General features: G+C 71.1%; 17 protein-coding genes. 12 read left to right on the top strand and 5 right to left on the bottom strand.

From position 1 onward, the window contains the following. The first annotated feature begins 2 nt into the window (after positions 1-2). Positions 3-497, top strand: a complete 495-nt coding sequence (locus E9232_RS30655) for a class I SAM-dependent methyltransferase (protein ID WP_309800755.1) — start codon at positions 3-5, stop codon at positions 495-497. 153 nt (positions 498-650) lie between these two features. Here E9232_RS30655 and E9232_RS30650 read toward each other — a convergent pair whose 3' ends face one another. Further along, complete coding sequence (locus tag E9232_RS30650; protein ID WP_309800753.1) at positions 651-1,445, bottom strand: exodeoxyribonuclease III; 795 nt, start codon at positions 1,443-1,445, stop codon at positions 651-653. Positions 1,446-1,545: 100 nt separating this feature from the next. After that, positions 1,546-2,829, bottom strand: a complete 1,284-nt coding sequence (locus E9232_RS30645) for an MFS transporter (RefSeq protein ID WP_309800751.1) — start codon at positions 2,827-2,829, stop codon at positions 1,546-1,548. Positions 2,830-3,075: 246 nt separating this feature from the next. On the opposite strand from E9232_RS30645, the gene E9232_RS30640 reads away from it, so the two are divergent. The 8 genes from E9232_RS30640 (at position 3,076) to E9232_RS30605 (ending at position 9,411) form a co-directional block, all read left to right on the top strand. Further along, entirely contained in the window at positions 3,076-3,447 is a 372-nt protein-coding gene (locus tag E9232_RS30640) for an AtpZ/AtpI family protein (protein WP_309800749.1), read from the top strand. Positions 3,448-3,450: 3 nt separating this feature from the next. Beyond that, the gene (locus E9232_RS30635) at positions 3,451-4,173 is read left to right on the top strand and encodes a F0F1 ATP synthase subunit A (RefSeq protein ID WP_309800747.1); all 723 of its coding nucleotides are present in this window, start codon (positions 3,451-3,453) and stop codon (positions 4,171-4,173) included. 60 nt (positions 4,174-4,233) lie between these two features. Then, on the top strand, positions 4,234-4,461 hold the full coding sequence (locus E9232_RS30630) for an ATP synthase subunit C family protein (protein WP_309800745.1): 228 nt from the start codon (positions 4,234-4,236) through the stop codon (positions 4,459-4,461). A gap of 60 nt (positions 4,462-4,521) precedes the next feature. Then, entirely contained in the window at positions 4,522-5,013 is a 492-nt protein-coding gene (locus E9232_RS30625; RefSeq protein ID WP_309800744.1) for a F0F1 ATP synthase subunit B family protein, read from the top strand. After that, positions 5,010-5,591: a F0F1 ATP synthase subunit B family protein gene (locus tag E9232_RS30620; RefSeq protein ID WP_309800742.1), complete on the top strand. Its 582-nt coding sequence runs from the start codon at positions 5,010-5,012 to the stop codon at positions 5,589-5,591. The genes E9232_RS30625 and E9232_RS30620 overlap by 4 nt, the downstream gene beginning before the upstream one ends. Positions 5,592-5,926: 335 nt before the next feature. Then, positions 5,927-6,925, top strand: coding sequence for an N-acetyltransferase DgcN (gene dgcN, locus E9232_RS30615; RefSeq protein ID WP_309800741.1), 999 nt, complete (start codon positions 5,927-5,929; stop codon positions 6,923-6,925). Beyond that, complete coding sequence (gene dgcA, locus E9232_RS30610; RefSeq protein ID WP_309800738.1) at positions 6,925-7,908, top strand: N-acetyl-D-Glu racemase DgcA; 984 nt, start codon at positions 6,925-6,927, stop codon at positions 7,906-7,908. The genes dgcN and dgcA overlap by 1 nt, the downstream gene beginning before the upstream one ends. A 306-nt stretch (positions 7,909-8,214) precedes the next feature. Then, positions 8,215-9,411: an adenylate/guanylate cyclase domain-containing protein gene (locus tag E9232_RS30605; protein ID WP_309800736.1), complete on the top strand. Its 1,197-nt coding sequence runs from the start codon at positions 8,215-8,217 to the stop codon at positions 9,409-9,411. On the opposite strand, the gene E9232_RS30600 is transcribed toward E9232_RS30605, so the two are convergent. Both E9232_RS30600 and E9232_RS30595 read right to left on the bottom strand, forming a co-directional pair. After that, the gene (locus E9232_RS30600) at positions 9,371-10,318 is read right to left on the bottom strand and encodes an alpha/beta hydrolase (protein ID WP_309800734.1); all 948 of its coding nucleotides are present in this window, start codon (positions 10,316-10,318) and stop codon (positions 9,371-9,373) included. The genes E9232_RS30605 and E9232_RS30600 overlap by 41 nt on opposite strands. A gap of 166 nt (positions 10,319-10,484) precedes the next feature. Beyond that, positions 10,485-11,393, bottom strand: a complete 909-nt coding sequence (locus E9232_RS30595; RefSeq protein ID WP_309800732.1) for a LysR family transcriptional regulator — start codon at positions 11,391-11,393, stop codon at positions 10,485-10,487. A 169-nt stretch (positions 11,394-11,562) separates the two neighbouring features. On the opposite strand from E9232_RS30595, the gene E9232_RS30590 reads away from it, so the two are divergent. Then, a complete protein-coding gene (locus tag E9232_RS30590; protein ID WP_309800731.1) occupies positions 11,563-15,150 on the top strand; it encodes an ABC transporter ATP-binding protein in 3,588 nt (1,195 codons plus the stop codon). 263 nt (positions 15,151-15,413) lie between these two features. On the opposite strand, the gene E9232_RS30585 is transcribed toward E9232_RS30590, so the two are convergent. Next, positions 15,414-16,415: an ABC transporter ATP-binding protein gene (locus tag E9232_RS30585; protein ID WP_309800728.1), complete on the bottom strand. Its 1,002-nt coding sequence runs from the start codon at positions 16,413-16,415 to the stop codon at positions 15,414-15,416. Positions 16,416-16,531: 116 nt separating this feature from the next. Here E9232_RS30585 and E9232_RS30580 point away from each other — a divergent pair, with 116 nt between their 5' ends. Beyond that, positions 16,532-16,720 (top strand): zinc-finger domain-containing protein, encoded by a 189-nt coding sequence (locus E9232_RS30580; RefSeq protein ID WP_309800726.1) that lies wholly within the window; start codon positions 16,532-16,534, stop codon positions 16,718-16,720. A gap of 157 nt (positions 16,721-16,877) precedes the next feature. Further along, complete coding sequence (locus tag E9232_RS30575) at positions 16,878-17,228, top strand: MmcQ/YjbR family DNA-binding protein (protein ID WP_309800724.1); 351 nt, start codon at positions 16,878-16,880, stop codon at positions 17,226-17,228. The last annotated feature ends 11 nt before the right edge of the window (positions 17,229-17,239 follow it).

Below are 17,239 nucleotides of genomic sequence, written 5' to 3'. Positions count from 1 at the left end.
TCGTGAGTCGATTAGACAGCTTCATCCGCCGGATGCAGGCGCAGCGCGCCTGCCTCGACTGGGCGGTCCGCGCCATCGCCGGCCTGCCCGGCGACGTGCTGGAACTCGGCCTCGGCAACGGCCGCACCTACGACCATCTGCGCGAGAAGATGCCGGACCGGGCGATCTGGGTGTTCGACCGCCGCGTCGCCGCCCATCCCGGCTGCATCCCGCCGACCGACCGCATGGTGCTGGGCGACGTGCTGCAGACCATGCCGGTCTTCGCCGCCGCCCATCGCGACGGCGTCGCGCTGATACATGCCGATCTCGGCACCGGCGACGACGCCGCCAACCGCGGCCTGGCGGCGGCGCTGGCGCCCCTGCTGGCCCCGGTGCTGGCGCCGGGCGGCATCATCGTCGCCAATATCGGCTTCGACACGCCGGGCTGGGAGGAACTGCCGGAACCCGACGGGGTCTCGGCCGGGCGGTACTACCTGTACCGGCGGCCTCTGGCCTGAGGGGCGAGGGTTCTCAACCCCAAGCCGTCATTCCCGCGAAAGCGGGAATCTCGTCGGAATCGAGAGGAGATCCCGTGTCTGCGCAGCAGCACCTCGTGCCGCAGCGCGCACGGGATGACGGGTTATGTCCGGTAACGCGGTGCCTCAGGCCGCTTAAACCTCCACGTCGACCACGACCGGCACATGGTCGCTCGGCTTCGGCTCCCAGCCGCGGGCCTCGCGCAGGGTGCGGTGGGCCTTCAGCCCGCCGGCCAGGGCCGGGGTGACCCAGATGTGGTCCAGCCGGCGGCCGCGGTCCGACAGCTGCCAGTCGGCGGCGCGATAGCTCCACCACGTGTACAGCTTCTGGTCCGGCGGCACGAACTGGCGGGCGCTGTCGACCCAGCCCAGGGTCGACTGCATCGCCCCCAGCTTCGCGACCTCGATCGGGGTGTGGCTGACCACGTCCAGCAGCTGCTTGTGCGACCACACGTCGTGCTCCAGCGGCGCGATGTTCAGGTCGCCGACCAGGATCATCTTCTGGTCCGGCCGCCGGTTGGCCGGCCACCAGGCGGTCATCTCGTCCAGGAACTGCAGCTTGTGCTTGAACTTCTCGTTCACCGCCGGGTCGGGGATGTCGCCGCCGGCGGGGATGTAGAGGTTGTGGACCTCGGTGCCGTCGGGCAGGCGGACGGCGATGTGGCGGCAATCCTCCTTGCCGCACCAGTGCCGAATCTCGTGGCTCTCGACGGCCAAGCGCGAGATCACGGCGACGCCGTTGTAGCCCTTCATCCCGGCGATCGCGATGTGGGGATAGCCGCGGTCGATGAAGGGCTGGTGCGGGAAGCTGTGGTCGGGGGTCTTGGTCTCCTGCAGGCAGACGATGTCCGGCGCCGTCTCGTCGATCAGGCGCAGCACCAGCTCCTGGCGCAGGCGGACGGAGTTGATGTTCCAGGTGGCGATGCGCATGCGGGATCCTTGAGCGAGGGGCGGCCGCGACCCTAGCCGAGGCCGCCGCGGCTGACCAGACGGCCGCGCCTGACCAGAACCGGCGCGGCGGGCTACCGCCTCACCACGGCGGCGGCACGTCCTCGCAGTCGTCGGCGCCGGGCGCGGCCTCGTCCTCCGGCCGGATGCGGGGGTCCAGCTCGGCCGGGGCCGGGCTGCCGGCGGCGGCCAGGCCGACGAACTGCTCGGCCTCCTCGGCGGCGACGCGGCCGCGCCGGGCCATGCGCCACAGCACGAAGACGGCGAAGGCGCCGACCAGCACCGCGACATAGACGAACAGCGCGTCCGGCCCGAACCGGTCCATCGCCAGGGTGGCGATCAGCGGGCCGGCGGAGGACCCGATCGACCACAGGATCAGCAGCGTGCCGGCCAGCGAGACATAGTCCTGCGGCTTGGCGTGGTCGTTGGCATGGGCGACCGACAGCGGGTAGATCGCCTCGGCCATGCCGCCCCACAGCGCGAACAGCGCGATCAGCAGCGCCAGCGTGTGCTGGCCGGCGGCGATGCTGCCCAGCGCGGCGACGATGGTGGCCAGGGCGGCGCCCAGGATCACCCAGCGCCGGTCGATGCGGTCGGACAGCCAGCCCAGCGGCCATTGGCACAGCAGGCCGCCGATCTGGGTCGCCGCCATCAGGGTCGCGATCTCGGCGGTGGAGAAGCCGCGCTGTACCCCCCAGATCGGGGCGATGCCCTGCAGCGTCGCCGCGACCAGCCCGACCACGACGCAGCCGACCGCGCCGACCGGCGAGTTGCGGTAGGCCTTGCGCAGGATCGGGCGGATCGCGTGCGGCACGCTGGGATAGCGCGACCGGGTCAGGGTCACCGGGATCAGGGCCAGGGTGAAGGCGGCCGATGCCAGGACGAAGGGCAGGATGTCGCTGGTGTCGACCACGGTCAGCAGCGCCTGGCCGGCGCCCAGCGCCAGCATGATCACCACGACGTAGCTGGTCAGGATGCGGCCGCGCAGGTGCCGCGGCGTCAGCTCGTTCAACCAGCTCTCGGCGATCATGAACAGCCCGGCGGAGCAGAAGCCCATGGCCAGGCGCAGCGCGAACCAGCCGGGCAGGCCGACGGTCCAGGGCAGCGCCAGCCCGGCCAGGCAGGAGGCGGCGGCGAAGGCCGAGAACGCCCTGATATGGCCGACCAGCCGGATCACCCGGGCGACGAACAGGCAGCCGATCAGGAAGCCGAAGGCGCTGGCCGAGACCACCAGACCGACCCGGTCGGCCGACAGCCCGGCCTCGGTCAGCCGGATCGGCACCAGGGTGCCGAACACGCCCTGGCCGAGCGAGACGATGGTGATGCCGGCGAGGATCGCCGCAACGGCGAGAAGCGGGCTGAGCATGGTGATCCCCTGGCAGCGGCCGGCCCGATCCTAGCCTGTCGGCGCGCGCTGCCGCCAGGGCCGCCGGCGGTGCCTCGGACGGCGTTTTCGCGGGCCCCTCGCGCGGGGGTCGGGCGGGAAATCGCGCCATGGCGCAACGCCGCCGGAATCGGCCGGTTTTGTCGCCTTGACGGAGCCCCCTGCCGACACTAAGGTGCGCGCCGCTTGAGGTGGGGGTGGCCGCCGCCCGAAAGGGTGTCCGACATTGTGACCCAGAATGACCGAGACCCGCCGTCTTCGCCCGAGGAACTCGACCGTCGCCTGAGAGAGGCGAAGGCGAGATTGCCTGGGGCGGGGCGCGAGGCAAAGGGCTACGAGGGGCGTGATGTCGGCCGTGCTGGCATGGCTGCCGGCCTGCGAATCGCAGTCGAGTTGCTCGCTGCGATCGTGGTCGGCGCCGGGATCGGCTGGGGTCTCGACCAATGGCTCGGCACGCGGCCCTGGTTGTTGATTCTATTCTTCATCCTGGGGGCCGTGGCCGGCATGATGAATGTCTACCGGACCGGCGTCGAGCTGGACCGGGAGGCGAAGGCGAAGCGCATCGCCGACCAGGCGGAGCGCAACCGGGGCGGGAGATAAGGCGTGGCGTCGCCAATCGAGCAGTTCGAGATCCAGAAGATCCTGCACGTCGACATCGGCGGTCTGGATCTCTCCTTCACCAATTCCTCGCTCTTCATGGTGATCGCCGCGGCGGCCGCTTCGGCGGTGCTGTTCCTCGGGGGCAGCCGCCGGGCCCTGGTGCCGGGCCGCCTGCAGTCCTTCGCCGAGATGCTGTACGAGCTCGTGGCGAACATGATCCGCGAGAACGCCGGCAAGGAGGGGATGAAATACTTCCCCTTCATCTTCACGCTGTTCATCTTCATCCTGTTCGGCAACGTGATTGGGATCATTCCCGGCACGTTCACCTTCACCAGCCACATCATCGTCACCTTCGCCCTGGCCTTCGTGGTCTTCCTCGGCGTCACGGTGATCGGCTTCGCGCGGCACGGCACCGGCTACTTCAGGATGTTCTTCCCGCACGGCGCGCCGCTGTGGACCGCGGTGATCCTGATCCCGGTCGAGATCATCTCCTACCTCTCCCGGCCGATCAGCCTGTCGGTCCGACTGTTCGCCAACATGACGGTCGGCCACGTGCTGCTGAAGGTGATCGGCGGCTTCGTCATCGCCATGGGCGTCGCCGGCGTCGTGCCCTTCGCCTTCCTGGTCCCGCTGACGATGCTGGAACTCTTCATCGCCGCGCTGCAGGCCTACATCTTCGCCATCCTCAGCTGCGTGTACCTGCACGACGCGCTGCACCTCCACTGACGCTTCGCGAGCCCGCGAAACGTCCGTAGCAAACCGTATCCATCCACGAAGGAAGACATCATGGAACTCGTCGCTGCTGCCAAGTTCATCGGCGCGGGCCTCGCTGCGATCGGCATGATCGGCGCCGGCATCGGCGTGGGCAATGTGTGGGCCAGCTACATCGGCGCCCTGGCCCGGAACCCGGCGGCCAAGGAAGAGATCGGCGCCAGCATCTGGATCGGCTTCGCCGTGACGGAAGCCATCGCGCTGTTCGCCCTGATCGTCGCGCTGATCTCGCTGTTCGGCTGACGGTCTCACTGCCAACCGTCATGGGCCGGCCACGGCGGTCGGCCCGGCAGGGGGAGTCGGATGCCACAGTTTAATCCCGCATGGTTCGCCTCCCAGATCTTCTGGCTGGCGGTCGTCTTCATCGCGCTCTACTACGTGCTGTCCCGCGTGCTGCTGCCGCGGCTGGCCGAGACGCTCGATCTGCGCGCCGCCAAGATCGCCGGCGATCTGGAGCGGGCGGAAGCCGCGCGCGGCGAGACCGAAACGGTCGCCCAGGCCTATGAGGCCGCGCTCGCCAAGGCGCGGGGCGAGGCGCATGCCGCCGTCGCCGCCGCGAACCAGGAGATCGCGGAGCTGACGGCGCGCCGTCAGGCCGCCTTCGCCGCCGAGCTCGCGGCGCGGACCACCGAGGCCGAGGTCCGGATCGGCAAGATCCGCGCCGATCTCAAGGCCGACGCCCGCGACATCGCGACCGAGGTGGCCGGGGTGCTGGCCGCCAAGCTGACCGGCGGCGCGCCCGACAAGGCCGCGGTGTCTGCCGCGGTCGACGGCGCGCTGGGAGGAGTGCGATGAGCGTTCTCGACACCATCGCGAACCAGCTCTTCATCGGTGCCGCCTACGCCCAGGGCGAGGTCGCCCATGTCGAGCATGTCGAAGAGGACACGCACAGCGCGGTCGAGCTGGTGCTCGCCGCGGCGCTGCTGGTCCTCCTCGTCATCCTGGCGCTGAAGGCCCGCAAGGCCATCCTCGGCGTGCTCGACAAACGCACCGACCGGATCCGCGAGGATCTGGCCGAGGCGGAGCGGCTGCGCAGCGAGGCCGAGGCCTATCTCGCCAAGGCGCAGGCGCGCCAGCGCGAGGCGGCGGCGGAAGCTGCGGCGATCATCGAGCGCGCCAAGCACGACGCGGTGCGTCTGCGCGAGAAGGCGGCGGTCGACATCGAGGCGGCGATGAAGCGGCGCGAGGTCATGGCGCTGGAGCGCATCGCCCAGGCCGAGGCCCAGGCCGTGGCCGAGGTGCGGTCGACCGCGGTCAACGTCGCGGTCTCGGCGGCGCGGACCCTGGTCGGCGGCCAGCTCGCGGCCGACCCGGCCAAGGGCTCGGCCCTGCTCGACGCGGCGATCGAGGATCTCGGCGGCAAGCTGCACTGATCCGCGGCGGACCCGACGACACGGACAGGCCCGGTTTCGACCGGGCCTTTTCGTTTTGGGACGTCGGCTGTCACCCTGAACGCGGCTCGTCCTGATTGTCATTGCCCGGCTTGACCGGGCAATCCAGGGGCCACGAAGAGCCGCTCTGGCCGCCCCTGGATGCCACGGTCAAGCCGTGGCATGACAAGAAACAGGGGCACGGGCCGTCCATCCATCACGCCCGCGACCGCCGCCGGACCGTGACCGCCGGTTATGACATGCGGATGCCGCGTTCCTGGCCAGCCTGCCGATTCCCGGTACACTCGCGGCGACCGTTGCCCGAGGAGCTTCGCATCGTGGATATCAGGCGCCCGTATCTGCTGTTCCTGGGGGACGCCGGGGACCAGCTCGCCGCCAAGACCGCCTATGGCGTGGCGCAGTGGCGCCGCGACGGCTGCGTCGGCCAGCTGCGGCTGGAGGGCTGCCGCGCCACCTGCGGCCTGCCGGACCTGACCCTGGAGGAGGCGGCGGCCAAGGGCGCCCAGACGCTGATCATCGGCGTCGCCAACCGCGGCGGCCGGGTCTCGGAGCTGTGGCAGGACACCATGCTGCGGGCGCTCGACCTCGGCATGGACATCGCCTCGGGCCTGCACAACCGCATCGCCGACCTGCCCGCGGTGGCCGAACGGGCCCAGGCCCTCGGCCGCAGCCTGTTCGACGTGCGCCACCCCGACCGCGACTTCGACGTCGCCACCGGTGAGCCGAGAAGCGGCCGGCGCCTGCTGACGGTCGGCACCGACTGCTCGGTCGGCAAGATGTTCACCTCGCTGGCGCTCGAGCGCGAGATGCGGGCCCGCGGCCTGAAGGCCGACTTCCGCGCCACCGGCCAGACCGGCATCCTGATCGCTGGCGGCGGCGTCTCGGTCGATGCCGTGGTCGCCGACTTCATCTCCGGCGCCACCGAATGGCTGTCGCCGGCCAACGACCCGGACCATTGGGACCTGATCGAGGGCCAGGGGTCGCTGTTCCACGCCTCCTATGCCGGGGTGTCGCTCGGCCTGCTGCACGGCGCCCAGGCCGAGGCGCTGGTGATGTGCCACGAGCCGGGGCGGCCGCACATGCGCGGCCTGCCGAAATCGCCGGTGCCCGACATCGCCGACTGCATCGCCCTGAACGAGCGCTGCGCCCGGCTGACCAGCCCGAACGCCAGGGTCGTCGGCCTCGCCTTCAACACCTCGGCGCTCGACCCGCAGACGGCGGAGCGGACGCTGAAGGAGGCGGAGGACCGCTACGGCCTGCCGGCGGCCGACCCGGTGCGCACCGGGGTCGGCGCCATCGTCGACCGGTTGGCCTGATGGGCCGGCAGCTGTCGGTCCGCGAGGCGGTCTGGCCGATCCGCGGCGTCTTCACCATCTCGCGCGGCAGCCGCACCGAGGCGCGGACGCTGATCGCCGAGGTCGCGGCCGGCGGCCTGGTCGGCCGCGGCGAATGCACGCCCTATGCCCGCTATGGCGAAAGTCTCGACAGCGTCCGGGCGCAGATCGAATCGGTGGCCTCGGAAATCGCCGCCGGGGCCGACCGCCCGGCGCTGCAGGCACTGCTGCCGGCCGGCGCCGCACGCAACGCCATCGACTGCGCGCTGTGGGACCTCGAGGCCAAGCTGGCCGGGGTGCCGGCCTGGGCCCTGGCCGGCCTGCCCGAACCCAGCCCGGTCACCACCGTCTTCACCCTCAGCCTCGGCAGCGTCGAAAGCATGGGCCAGGCGGCGCGGGAGGCGGCGCATCACCCGCTGCTCAAGCTGAAGCTGACTGGCGACGGCGACCTGGAGCGGGTTCAGGCGGTGCGGGCGAACGCGCCGGCCAGCCGGCTGGTGGTCGACGCCAACGAGGCCTGGTCGATCGGGCACCTTGAGCGTTTCGGCTCCGCCTTCGCCGAGCTCGGGGTGGAACTGATCGAGCAGCCGCTGAAGGCGGCGGAGGACGGCGCGCTGAAGGGGTTCCGCAGCCCGATCCCGCTCTGCGCCGACGAAAGCTGCCACGACACCGCGAGCCTGGAGCACTGCGTCGGCAAATACGCCATGGTGAACATCAAGCTCGACAAGACCGGCGGGCTGACCGAGGCGCTGCGCCTGCGCGACGCGGCGCGCGAGCGCGGCTTCACCGTGATGGTCGGCTGCATGGTCGCCTCGTCGCTGGCCATGGCGCCGGCGACGCTGGTGGCCCAGGGGGCGGAGGTGGTGGACCTCGACGGCCCGCTGCTGCTGGCCCAGGACCACGACCCGGCATTGCGCTACGACGGCGCCACCGTCTGGCCGCCGGACCCCTCGCTCTGGGGCTGAGAGCCCGTTCGAGGCGGGGCTGACAGCCGCAGCGATGCCGGCCGGGCGGCGCTGACCGCCCCTGCGCGCCCCACGGCTTCATGAACTCCGATTCGCACCATAGGGCGCGCCCCCTGCGGCATCGGCGCCATCTCGCCACCGCGGCCGATGTCGGGCATGCTGCGCAGACATGTTGCCGGGGTCTGCTGCCCATTTTGCGCAGTGCAGGGGCGCCTGACTCGAAATCCGGGTGTGGCGCGCCTAGATGAAGAGGGTTGTGCTGCGAGGGGCGGGAAAATGGGCATCGTGATCGAGAAAGACCAGACGATGACGAGCTGTACCGGCTCCCCCACGCTGGACTGGCTGCTCTATGAGGCGCCGGCCATCCGCGACACCGGCCTGCTGCTGCAGGAATTCTGTGAAAGACTGCAGTCGCAGGGCGTGCCGGTGGCGCGCGGCCTCGCCATCATCCCGGCGCTGCATCCGCTCTATTTCGGCACCGCCTACATCTGGCGCGGCTCCGGCGCGATCGAGCGCCGCCGCGGCCTGTGGGAGAACCGGGATGCGCCGGAATACCAGGACAGCCCGATCCGCGAGGTGATCGACAACGGCGCGGACGCGCTGCGCCGCCGCCTGGTCGGCCCCAAGGCCCAGCTCGACTACCCCGTCCTGGTCGAGTTCCGCGACGAAGGGCTGACCGACTACGCCCTGTTCGGCCTCAGCTTCAGCAGCGGCCGGCGCTCCGCCATCTCCTTCGCCACCCGGGAGGAGGGCGGCTTCCCCGAGGAGGCGCTGGCCCAGATCGACCGGCTGATGCCGATCCTGACCCGGCTGATCGAGATCCACTCGCTGCGCGCCACCGCGGTCAACCTGCTCGACACCTATGTCGGCCACGATGCCGGGGCGCGGATCCTGAGCGGCCAGATCCGCCGCGGCATGTCCGAATCGCTGAACGCCGCGATCTGGTACTGCGACCTGCGCGACTTCACCGCGATGAGCGAGAAGGTCGGGCGCGAGCAGATCGTCGCCTCGCTCGACAGCTATTTCGAGACCATGGCCGCCGCGGTGCAGGAATCTGGCGGCGAGATCCTGAAGTTCATCGGCGACGCCATGCTGGCGATCTTCCCGGTCGATGACGAGGGCGCGCGGGCGGCCACGCTGAAGGCCCTGGCGGCCTCGGCGATGGCGGAACACGGCATGGCCGCGCTGAACGAGCGCCGCGCCGCCGACGGGCTGCCGGCGCTCGACTACGGCCTGTCGCTGCATATCGGCGAGGTGATGTACGGCAACATCGGCGCCGCCGACCGGCTGGACTTCACGGTGATCGGCCCGGCGGTGAATCTGGCCAGCCGGGTCGAGGCGCTGTGCCGGATCACCGGCCGCCGCCCGCTGATGACCGAGGCCTTCCGCGCCATCGCGGAGGTCGAGGCCGAGCCGATGGGCCGGTTCAGCCTGCGCGGCGTGTCGGAGGAGCAGGAGGTGTTCAGCCCCCTGCAGCTGCCCGTGCCGGAGCCGGTGGCGTAACCAGGTCCCGGCGGGCGGCACCGCGCTGGTCCGCCCCTGAGGGCAGGGCCGGCCCGGGGTGCAGCACCCAGTCGGCGATGTCGCGCTGCGGGGCCCGCCGGCCGAGGTCGCGCAGCAGCCAGTGCCAGCCGCGGCTGTAGGAGGCGACCACGACATCCGGCCGTCGCGGCAGCCGCTGCAGCAGCCTCTCCACCGATTCCGGCGCCAGCACCTGCTCATGCTCCGCCATCAGCACCAGGGTCGGCTCGGCGATCTCCGCCACCGCGTCCGAGGCCCGGCCCATCAGGTCGACCACCCCGTCGATGGTGTCGACCCGGGTGGCGCGGATGTACAGCGGGTCGCGGCCCAGCGCGACCAGCATCGGGATGTTGTCGCTGGCCTGGATGCCCAGGTCGCGGCCGGTGAAGGTCATGCCCGGGATCAGCAGGCGGCTCAGCCACAGCGTGGCCCGCGGCAGGGCGGCCATGGTCTGCCGGCCCCAGGTCGCCGGCGACGACAGGATCAGCCCGGCGATCGGCGGATGGCCGGGCGCGGTCGCGGTCAGGATCGCCACGGCGCCGCCCATGCTTTCGCCCAGCAGGTAGAGGGGCACGCCGGGATGGCGAGCCTCCAGCAGCCGCAGCGTCGCGGCGGCGTCGGCCGTCAGGGTGTTCGTTCCCGGCCAGATGCCGCGCCGGGCGGTGGCGCCGAAGCCGCGCTGGTCATAGGCGTAGGTGGCGATGCCCAGCTGGCCCCAGAACCGGGCCGGGTCGTCGAAGGCGTTGCCGTATTCGTTGAAGCCGTGCAGCGCCAGGATCACCGCGCGGGGCTTGTCCACCGGCCCCCAATGCCGCAGCGGCAGGCGGTAGCCGTCGGCGGCGACGATCGCCTCCGCCGCCAGCTGCGGCGCCGCGGTCTGCCCGCCCATCGGCTGGGTCATCCCCCCGCAGGCGGCGAGCAGGAGCAGGGCGAGGACGGGAAACAGGCGACACAGAAGAGGAAATCGGGACTCGGGCATGGCGGCGCGGGGCACGGTTCTCATCACGGGCATCTGTCGCTCATTGCCATTGTCATCCGCCATCACGGCGGCACGATCAAGGCGTCACGGCGTCTTCGGGTAGCCGGCCTTCCAGCAGGTCGCGCTGCTCCCGGAACAGGGCCACCAGCGAATCCATCACCCGGCGCACCCGCGACAGCGCGCGCAGGTCGCGATGCACCAGCAGCCACTGGTCGACCCCGACCTCCGCGATCACCGGGCCCAGCCGCTGCAGGCCGGGGTCGGGGTCGCCTCGATGGCAGGGCAGCAGCGCCACCGCCTCGCCGCTGCGCACCACCTCCTGCAGCACCAGCCAGTTGTTGACCCGGACTGCCGGGCGGGCGCCCCCCAGCAGCTCGGCCACCCAGGCCTGCCCCGGCATGTAGCTGTGCTCCTCGTCGAAGCCGACCCAGGTCAGGCGGCGCAGCGCTTCCGGCCCGGTATCCGGCCCCGCGCGGCCGCGGGCGGCGTAGATCGCATATTCCACCCGGCCCAGTCGCCGGGCCACGATGCTGGCGATGTCGGGCACCTGCTCGCGCACCATCAGGTCGGCTTCGCGGCGCGACAGGTTGGCCAGCATGTGGCTGGCCACCAGCTCGATCTCGATGCATTGCAGGCCGCGCCGCAGCCGCGGCAGATGCGTCGCCAGGAAGCCGGCCGTACCCTCGCCGGCCGACAGCCGCACCGTGCCATGGGCGGTGTCGCCCAGGCCGGCGCTGCGGCGCTGGATCGATTCGGCCGCACGCTCCATCGCCTCGGTGTCGGCCAGCAGCTCCTCGCCGGCCGCGGTCAGCACGAAGCGGTCGGGCAGCCGGTCGAACAGCCGGGCGCCGATGGCGTCCTCCAGCGCCTTGACCCGCCGCGCCACGGTGGGGTGGCTGACCTCCAGCCGCCGCGCCGCCGCGGTCAGGTTGCCTTCGCGTGCAAGGGTGAGGAACACCCGCAAATCGTCCCAATCGGCGGCCATGGCCCGGCCTTCTCCGCAAAGCTGCTCTGAACGAAAACGTACAAGGCATTCTTGAATTTGTCGAATGGCGTACGTCAGCGTTCAGATTATCGTGCAGTGAAGAGCGGCCCGACCCATCCATCGACCGGCGGCCGACCAACGTCTTCACCGGTACAATGGAGCCCGCGCGATGCATTTCGAACCGCGCCTGTGGAATTTTACCCAAGGGGTGCGCCTGCGCATCCTCTGGTCGGTCGCGATCGGGCTGGTCTCGGTCGGGCTCGGCGTCGCCCGGCTGGCGCTGCTGGGCTGGCTGATCGGCCAGGTCTTCGCCGGCCGGCCGCTGGCCGAGCTGGTGCCGTCGATCGCGCTGATCGCCGGCGTCATGCTGCTGCGCGGCGTGTTCGAATATTTCAGGGTGATGGTGGCGCATGAGACGGCGTCGCGGGTCCAGGCCAAGCTGCGGCGGACGATCTACGACCGCATCGCGACGCTCGGGCCCGGCACGGTCGGCCGCCGCCGCTCCGGCGCGCTGACCCTGTCGCTGATCGACGGGGTGGAGCAGCTGGAGACCTATTTCGGCCAGTTCCTGCCGCAGTTCCTGATCGCGCTGCTGACCCCGATCCTGATCTTCGCCGCGATCGCCTTCGTCGACCTGCCGGTGGCGGCGGTGATGCTGGCCTTCGCCCTGGTCGCCCTGTTCGCCCCGGCGCTGTGGCACCGGCACGAGACCGGCAGCGCCCAGGGGCTGCGCAAGGTCTACTCCACCTTCGCCGCCGAGTTCCTCGATTCGGTCCAGGGCCTGGCCACGCTGAAGGCCTTCGGCCAGAGCAAGGCCCGCGCCGATGTGCTGGAGCGCGAGGCGCAGTCGGTGTTCCGCAGCACCATGCGGGTGCTGGCGACCAATGTGCTGGCCCGCGGCATCACCGACAGCGCCGTCGCCTGCGGCGCCGCCGCGGCCCTGGCGCTGGGCGCCTGGCGGGTGGACAGCGGCACCATGGCCCTGCCGGCGCTGCTGGTGATCCTGATGCTGGGGGTCGAGATCTTCCGGCCGATGCGCGAGCTGCGGTCGGTGCTGCACCAGGGCATGGTCGGCCTGTCCGCCGCCCAGGGCATCTATCAGGTGCTGGACGACCAGCCGGAGGTGGCGGATGCGCCGGCCGCTTCGCTGGCCCGGCCGCTGGCCCCCACCATCGCCTTCGACGGCGTGCGCTTCCGCTATCCCGGCACCCGCCGCACCATCCATGAGGCGCTGAGCTTCGAGGCCAAGGCGGGCGAGCGCATCGGTCTGGTCGGCCCGTCGGGCGGCGGCAAGTCGTCGATCGTCCGCCTGCTGCTGCGCTTCTACGACCCTGAGGCGGGGACGATCCGGCTCGGCGGGCACGATCTGCGCGGCCTGTCCTTCGACCAGATCCGGTCGATGATCTCGGTAGTGAACCAGGACACCTTCCTGTTCCACGGCACGGTCGAGGACAACATCCGCATGGGCCGGCTGGAGGCGACCGAGGCCGAGGTCGAGGCCGCCGCCCGCGCCGCCAACATCCACGGCTTCATCCAGTCGCTGCCGCAGGGCTACCGCAGCGTGGTGGGCGAGAAGGGGGTGAAGCTGTCCGGCGGCCAGCGCCAGCGCGTCGCCATCGCCCGCGCCCTGCTGCGCGACACCCCGATCCTGGTGCTGGACGAGGCGCTGTCCGCGGTCGACGCCGAGAACGAGGCGGTGATCCAGGAGGCGCTGGACCGGCTGATGCAGGGCCGCACCACCCTGGTGCTGGCGCACCGCCTGTCCAGCGTGATCGGCTGCGACCGCATCCTGGTGCTGGATGGCGGCCGGGTGGTGGAAAGCGGCCCGCATGCCGCGCTGATGCAGCAGGGCGGCGTCTATGCCGGGCTGATGGCGGAGCAGGCGCGCGAATCGGCGGCCGGCACCATCATCGACTTGCCCGTAGCCGTCCGCGCCGTGGAAGCCACCGGCCCAAGTGACGCCATGGGGGACGATGCCGTGGCCAAGCCGCTGACCGAGGGCATCCTCAAGGCCGAAGGGCTGGGCTGGGGCCGGCTGGTGGCCGAGCTGATGACGCTGGCCATGCCGTGGAAGGGCAAGCTGGCCCTGACCTTCGGCTTCGGCGTGCTGCGCGTGGTGGCCTTCATCGGCGTCGGCGTGCTCAGCGCCCTGGTCCTGCTCGCGCTGAAGAACGGCGAGCCCTATGGCGGGCTGCTGTGGGCCCTGGCCGTGGTGGCGCCGCTGTCCGGCGTGCTGCACTGGCTGGAATCCTGGATCGCCCACGACATGGCGTTCCGCCTGCTGGCCGAGATGCGGATGGACGTGTTCCGCAAGCTCGACGCCCTGGCCCCGGCCTATCTGGTGCGCCGCCGCACCGGCGACCTGATGGCCCTGGTCACCCATGATATCGAGCTGGTGGAGTACTTCTTCGCCCACACCGTGGCGCCGGCCTTCGTCGCCGCTTTGGTGCCGGCCGCGGTGCTGGTGGTGCTGGCCTGGGCCAGCCCCTGGATCGCGCTGGCGCTGCTGCCCTTCCTGCTGGCGGTGGCGGTGAGCCCGATGCTGGGCCGCGGCCGGGTCGACCGGCTGGGGTCCGAGGCGCGCGAGGCGGCCGGCGAGCTCGGCGCCTTCGCGGTCGATTCGGTGCAGGGCTTGGGCGAGATCGTCGCCTTCCAGCAGGAGACGGCGCGCGGCGACCGGCTGGACGCCCTGTCCGACCGCTTCATCCGGCTGCGCCTGCCCTTCTTCGGCGAGCTGACGCGGCAGCAGAGCCTCTTGGAGATCCTGACCGGCCTCGGCGGCCTGGCGGTGGTGGTGACGGGCGCCGCCCTGTCGGCCCGCGGCGTCCTCGACCCGGGCCTGCTGCCGCTGCTGACCATCCTGGCGATGGCCGCCTTCCTGCCGGTGTCGGAAATCGCCCAGATCGGCCGCCAGCTGGCCGACACGCTGGGCGCCACCCGCCGCATCTACGGGCTGAAGGCCGAGCCGGTGCCGGTCGAGAACGGGCGGGGCGTGCCCGACCACCCCGGCGCGGCGGCGCTGACCCTGGAGGGCGTCGGCTTCACCTATCCGGGCCAGGGCCGTCGCGCCCTGTCCGGGGTGACGGTGGCGATCCCCGCCGGCAAGACCGTGGCGCTGGTCGGCACCTCCGGCGCCGGCAAGACCACCACGGCCCAGCTGCTGATGCGGTTCTGGGACGCGGATGAGGGCCGGATCACCCTGAACGGCGCCGATCTGCGCGACTACGACCTCGACGATTTGCGCCGCCGCATCGCCCTGGTGGCGCAGGACACCTACCTGTTCAACGACAGCTTGCGCGCCAACATCATGATTGCCCGGCCGGAGGCGACCGAGGCGGAGCTGCTGGAAGCGGTCGAGCACGCCTCGCTGGCCGAGCTGGTGGCGACCCTGCCGGAAGGCCTCGATTCGCCGGTCGGCGAGCGCGGCACCTCCCTGTCCGGCGGCCAGCGCCAGCGCGTCGCCATCGCCCGCGCCTTCCTGAAGAACGCGTCGGTGCTGATCCTGGACGAGGCGACGTCGCATCTCGACACGGTGAACGAGCAGGCGGTGCGCCGGGCGCTGGACCGGCTGCAGGCCGACCGCACCACCATCGTCATCGCCCATCGGCTGTCGACCATCCGCGACGCCGACCTGATCGTGGTGCTGGACGAGGGCCGGCTGGCCGAGACCGGCACCCATGCGGCGCTGGTCGCCCGCGGCGGGCTGTACGCCCAGCTGGTGTCGCGCCAGCTCGCCTCGGCGCATGCGGCGCAGTGATCCGTCACCTCAGGGACGGGAGCCGCCCCATGCAGCGGATCACCCCATTCCTGTGGTTCGAGGGGCAGGCGGAGGAGGCCGCGGAGTTCTACGTCAGGCTTACGCCGGGGTTTAGGGAGTGGTCCCTTTTCTGTCATTGCCCGGCTTGACCGGGCAATCCAGGGGCCACCAAGAACTGCTCTGGCCGCCCCTGGATGCCACGGTCAAGCCGTGGCATGACAGGTCGGGGATGAGACCGGGAGTACGAGGGACGCCGGCGGCGCCTACTCCCCCGCTGCCTGTCGGCGAGCGGCGGCGGCTTCGCCGGTCAGCTGCAGGAAGATGTCCTCCAGGTCGGTCTCTTCCGTGCTCAGATCGGCGATGCGCACGCCGTTCTGGTCCATCAGGGTCAACAGGTCGCCCAGCCGGGTCTCGCTGGGGCGGTAGCGCACCACCAGCCGGGTCGGCGCGGCCAGCTCCATGCCGCGCCCGGCCAGGCCGGGGGGCAGGGCGGCCAGCGGCTCGCTCAGGCTCACCACCATGGTCTTGCTGTCGACGCTGGACAGCAGGTTGGCGGTGCTGTCGCAGGCGACGATGCGGCCCTGGTCGATGATCGCGATCCGGTCGCACATCTCCTCCGCCTCCTCCAGATAGTGGGTGGTGAGGACGATGGTGGTGCCGGCCCGGTTCAGGGCGCGGACATGGGCCCACAGGCTGCGCCGCAGCTCGATGTCGACGCCGGCGGTCGGCTCGTCCAGCACCAGGACCGGCGGCGAATGCACCATGGCCTTGGCCACCATCAGCCGCCGCCGCATGCCGCCGGACAGGGTGCGGGCGTAGCTGTCGGCCTTGTCGGCCAGCCCCACCGCCTCGAGGATCTCGGTGGTGATCCGCTCCCGCTTCGGCACGCCGTAGAGGCCGGCCTGCAGGTCCAGCAGCTCGCGCGGGGTGAAGAACGGGTCGATGTTCAGCTCCTGCGGCACCACCCCGATCGCGGCGCGGGCCTGGCGCGGCGACCGGGCGATGTCGTAGCCCCAGATCCAGGCGTCGCCGGCGGTCTTGGTGACCAGCCCGGCCAGGATGTTGATCAGCGTCGACTTGCCGGCGCCGTTGGGGCCGAGCAGGCCGAAGATCGAGCCGGCGGGGATGTCGAGGTCGGTCGGCCGCAGGGCCAGCTTGTCCGGCTGCTTGTTGCGGCCGCGATAGGTCTTGGTCAGGCCGCGCAGCCGGATGGCGCTCTCCGGTGCGGCGCCGGATTGCGAGGTAAGCGACGGCTCGGCGGCCATGATCCCGTGCGAAATGGTTGATCGGTTGGGCGCCATGGGTATCATCCGGCCGTGATCCGGGCAATGATGCCCGGCCGTCCGTGTTGCCGCCCACTGTTCGCCAGGAAGCCCCAGCCATGCAGCCCGTCCTTCAGTCGCCAGAGGTCATCGAAGTCGACCGCGATGTCGAGACCGTCGGGTGCGACGGCGGCGGCGCGCCGCTGGGCCACCCCATGGTCTACTACCCGATCGCGCATGGGCACGAGGTGGTGTGCAACTATTGCGGCCGCCGCTTCGTCAAGAAGGCCAACCGCCACGGCCATTGAAAGCCCATCCGACAATGCTACTGCTGTGGCCGTCTGACGGCGGTTTCTGCGCTTCCGGTGCTCACGGACCAAACGTCCGCTGCGCGCCGGTTCTCGAAACCACCGCCAGCCGACTCACATCAGCGCATTCTCGAACGGGCTTTGGGCATATGCGTCGATGACGCCCGACGCGCTCGAGGAATTCTGCCTGTCCCTGCCCGGCGCGCGCCTGAGCGTGCAATGGGGCGGGGCGCATGTGTTCAAGGTCGGCGGCAAGATCTTCACCATCCTGGCCGGCCTGTCGCGCGGCGCGCCGGAAGCCTGGTTCAAGGCCTCCGAATTCTCCTACATCCTGCTGGTCGAACAGCCGGGCATCCGCCCGGCGCCCTATCTCGCCCGGGCGAAATGGGTTGCGGCCGCCCTCGACGCCCTGCCGGCCGACGATCTCCGCGCCTATCTGGGCGAGGCCCACCGCCTGGTGCTGGCCAAGCTGACCCGGGCGGCCCGGGCGGAGATTCTGGGGGCCTGAGAGCCACGCCG

Origin of the sequence: Inquilinus ginsengisoli (assembly GCF_031453975.1) — a bacterium.
GTDB lineage: Bacteria > Pseudomonadota > Alphaproteobacteria > DSM-16000 > Inquilinaceae > Inquilinus > Inquilinus ginsengisoli_A.
Note: the sequence above shows the minus strand (reverse complement) of the source record. Positions and strands in the feature narration are given on the sequence as shown.

Bases quoted from the DNA above. Each gene is read 5' to 3' on its own strand.
- E9232_RS30650 (WP_309800753.1), bottom strand. From the start codon at position 1,445: ATGCGCATCGCCACCTGGAACATCAACTCCGTCCGCCTGCGCCAGGAG.
- E9232_RS30645 (WP_309800751.1), bottom strand. From the start codon at position 2,829: ATGCTCAGCCCGCTTCTCGCCGTTGCGGCGATCCTCGCCGGCATCACC.
- E9232_RS30590 (WP_309800731.1), top strand. From the start codon at position 11,563: ATGCATTTCGAACCGCGCCTGTGGAATTTTACCCAAGGGGTGCGCCTG.
- E9232_RS30600 (WP_309800734.1), bottom strand. From the start codon at position 10,318: ATGGGCGGGCAGACCGCGGCGCCGCAGCTGGCGGCGGAGGCGATCGTC.
- E9232_RS30595 (WP_309800732.1), bottom strand. From the start codon at position 11,393: ATGGCCGCCGATTGGGACGATTTGCGGGTGTTCCTCACCCTTGCACGC.
- E9232_RS30625 (WP_309800744.1), top strand. From the start codon at position 4,522: ATGCCACAGTTTAATCCCGCATGGTTCGCCTCCCAGATCTTCTGGCTG.
- E9232_RS30580 (WP_309800726.1), top strand. From the start codon at position 16,532: ATGCAGCCCGTCCTTCAGTCGCCAGAGGTCATCGAAGTCGACCGCGAT.
- E9232_RS30630 (WP_309800745.1), top strand. From the start codon at position 4,234: ATGGAACTCGTCGCTGCTGCCAAGTTCATCGGCGCGGGCCTCGCTGCG.
- dgcA (WP_309800738.1), top strand. From the start codon at position 6,925: ATGGGCCGGCAGCTGTCGGTCCGCGAGGCGGTCTGGCCGATCCGCGGC.
- E9232_RS30585 (WP_309800728.1), bottom strand. From the start codon at position 16,415: ATGGCCGCCGAGCCGTCGCTTACCTCGCAATCCGGCGCCGCACCGGAG.
- E9232_RS30620 (WP_309800742.1), top strand. From the start codon at position 5,010: ATGAGCGTTCTCGACACCATCGCGAACCAGCTCTTCATCGGTGCCGCC.
- E9232_RS30605 (WP_309800736.1), top strand. From the start codon at position 8,215: ATGACGAGCTGTACCGGCTCCCCCACGCTGGACTGGCTGCTCTATGAG.
- E9232_RS30575 (WP_309800724.1), top strand. From the start codon at position 16,878: ATGACGCCCGACGCGCTCGAGGAATTCTGCCTGTCCCTGCCCGGCGCG.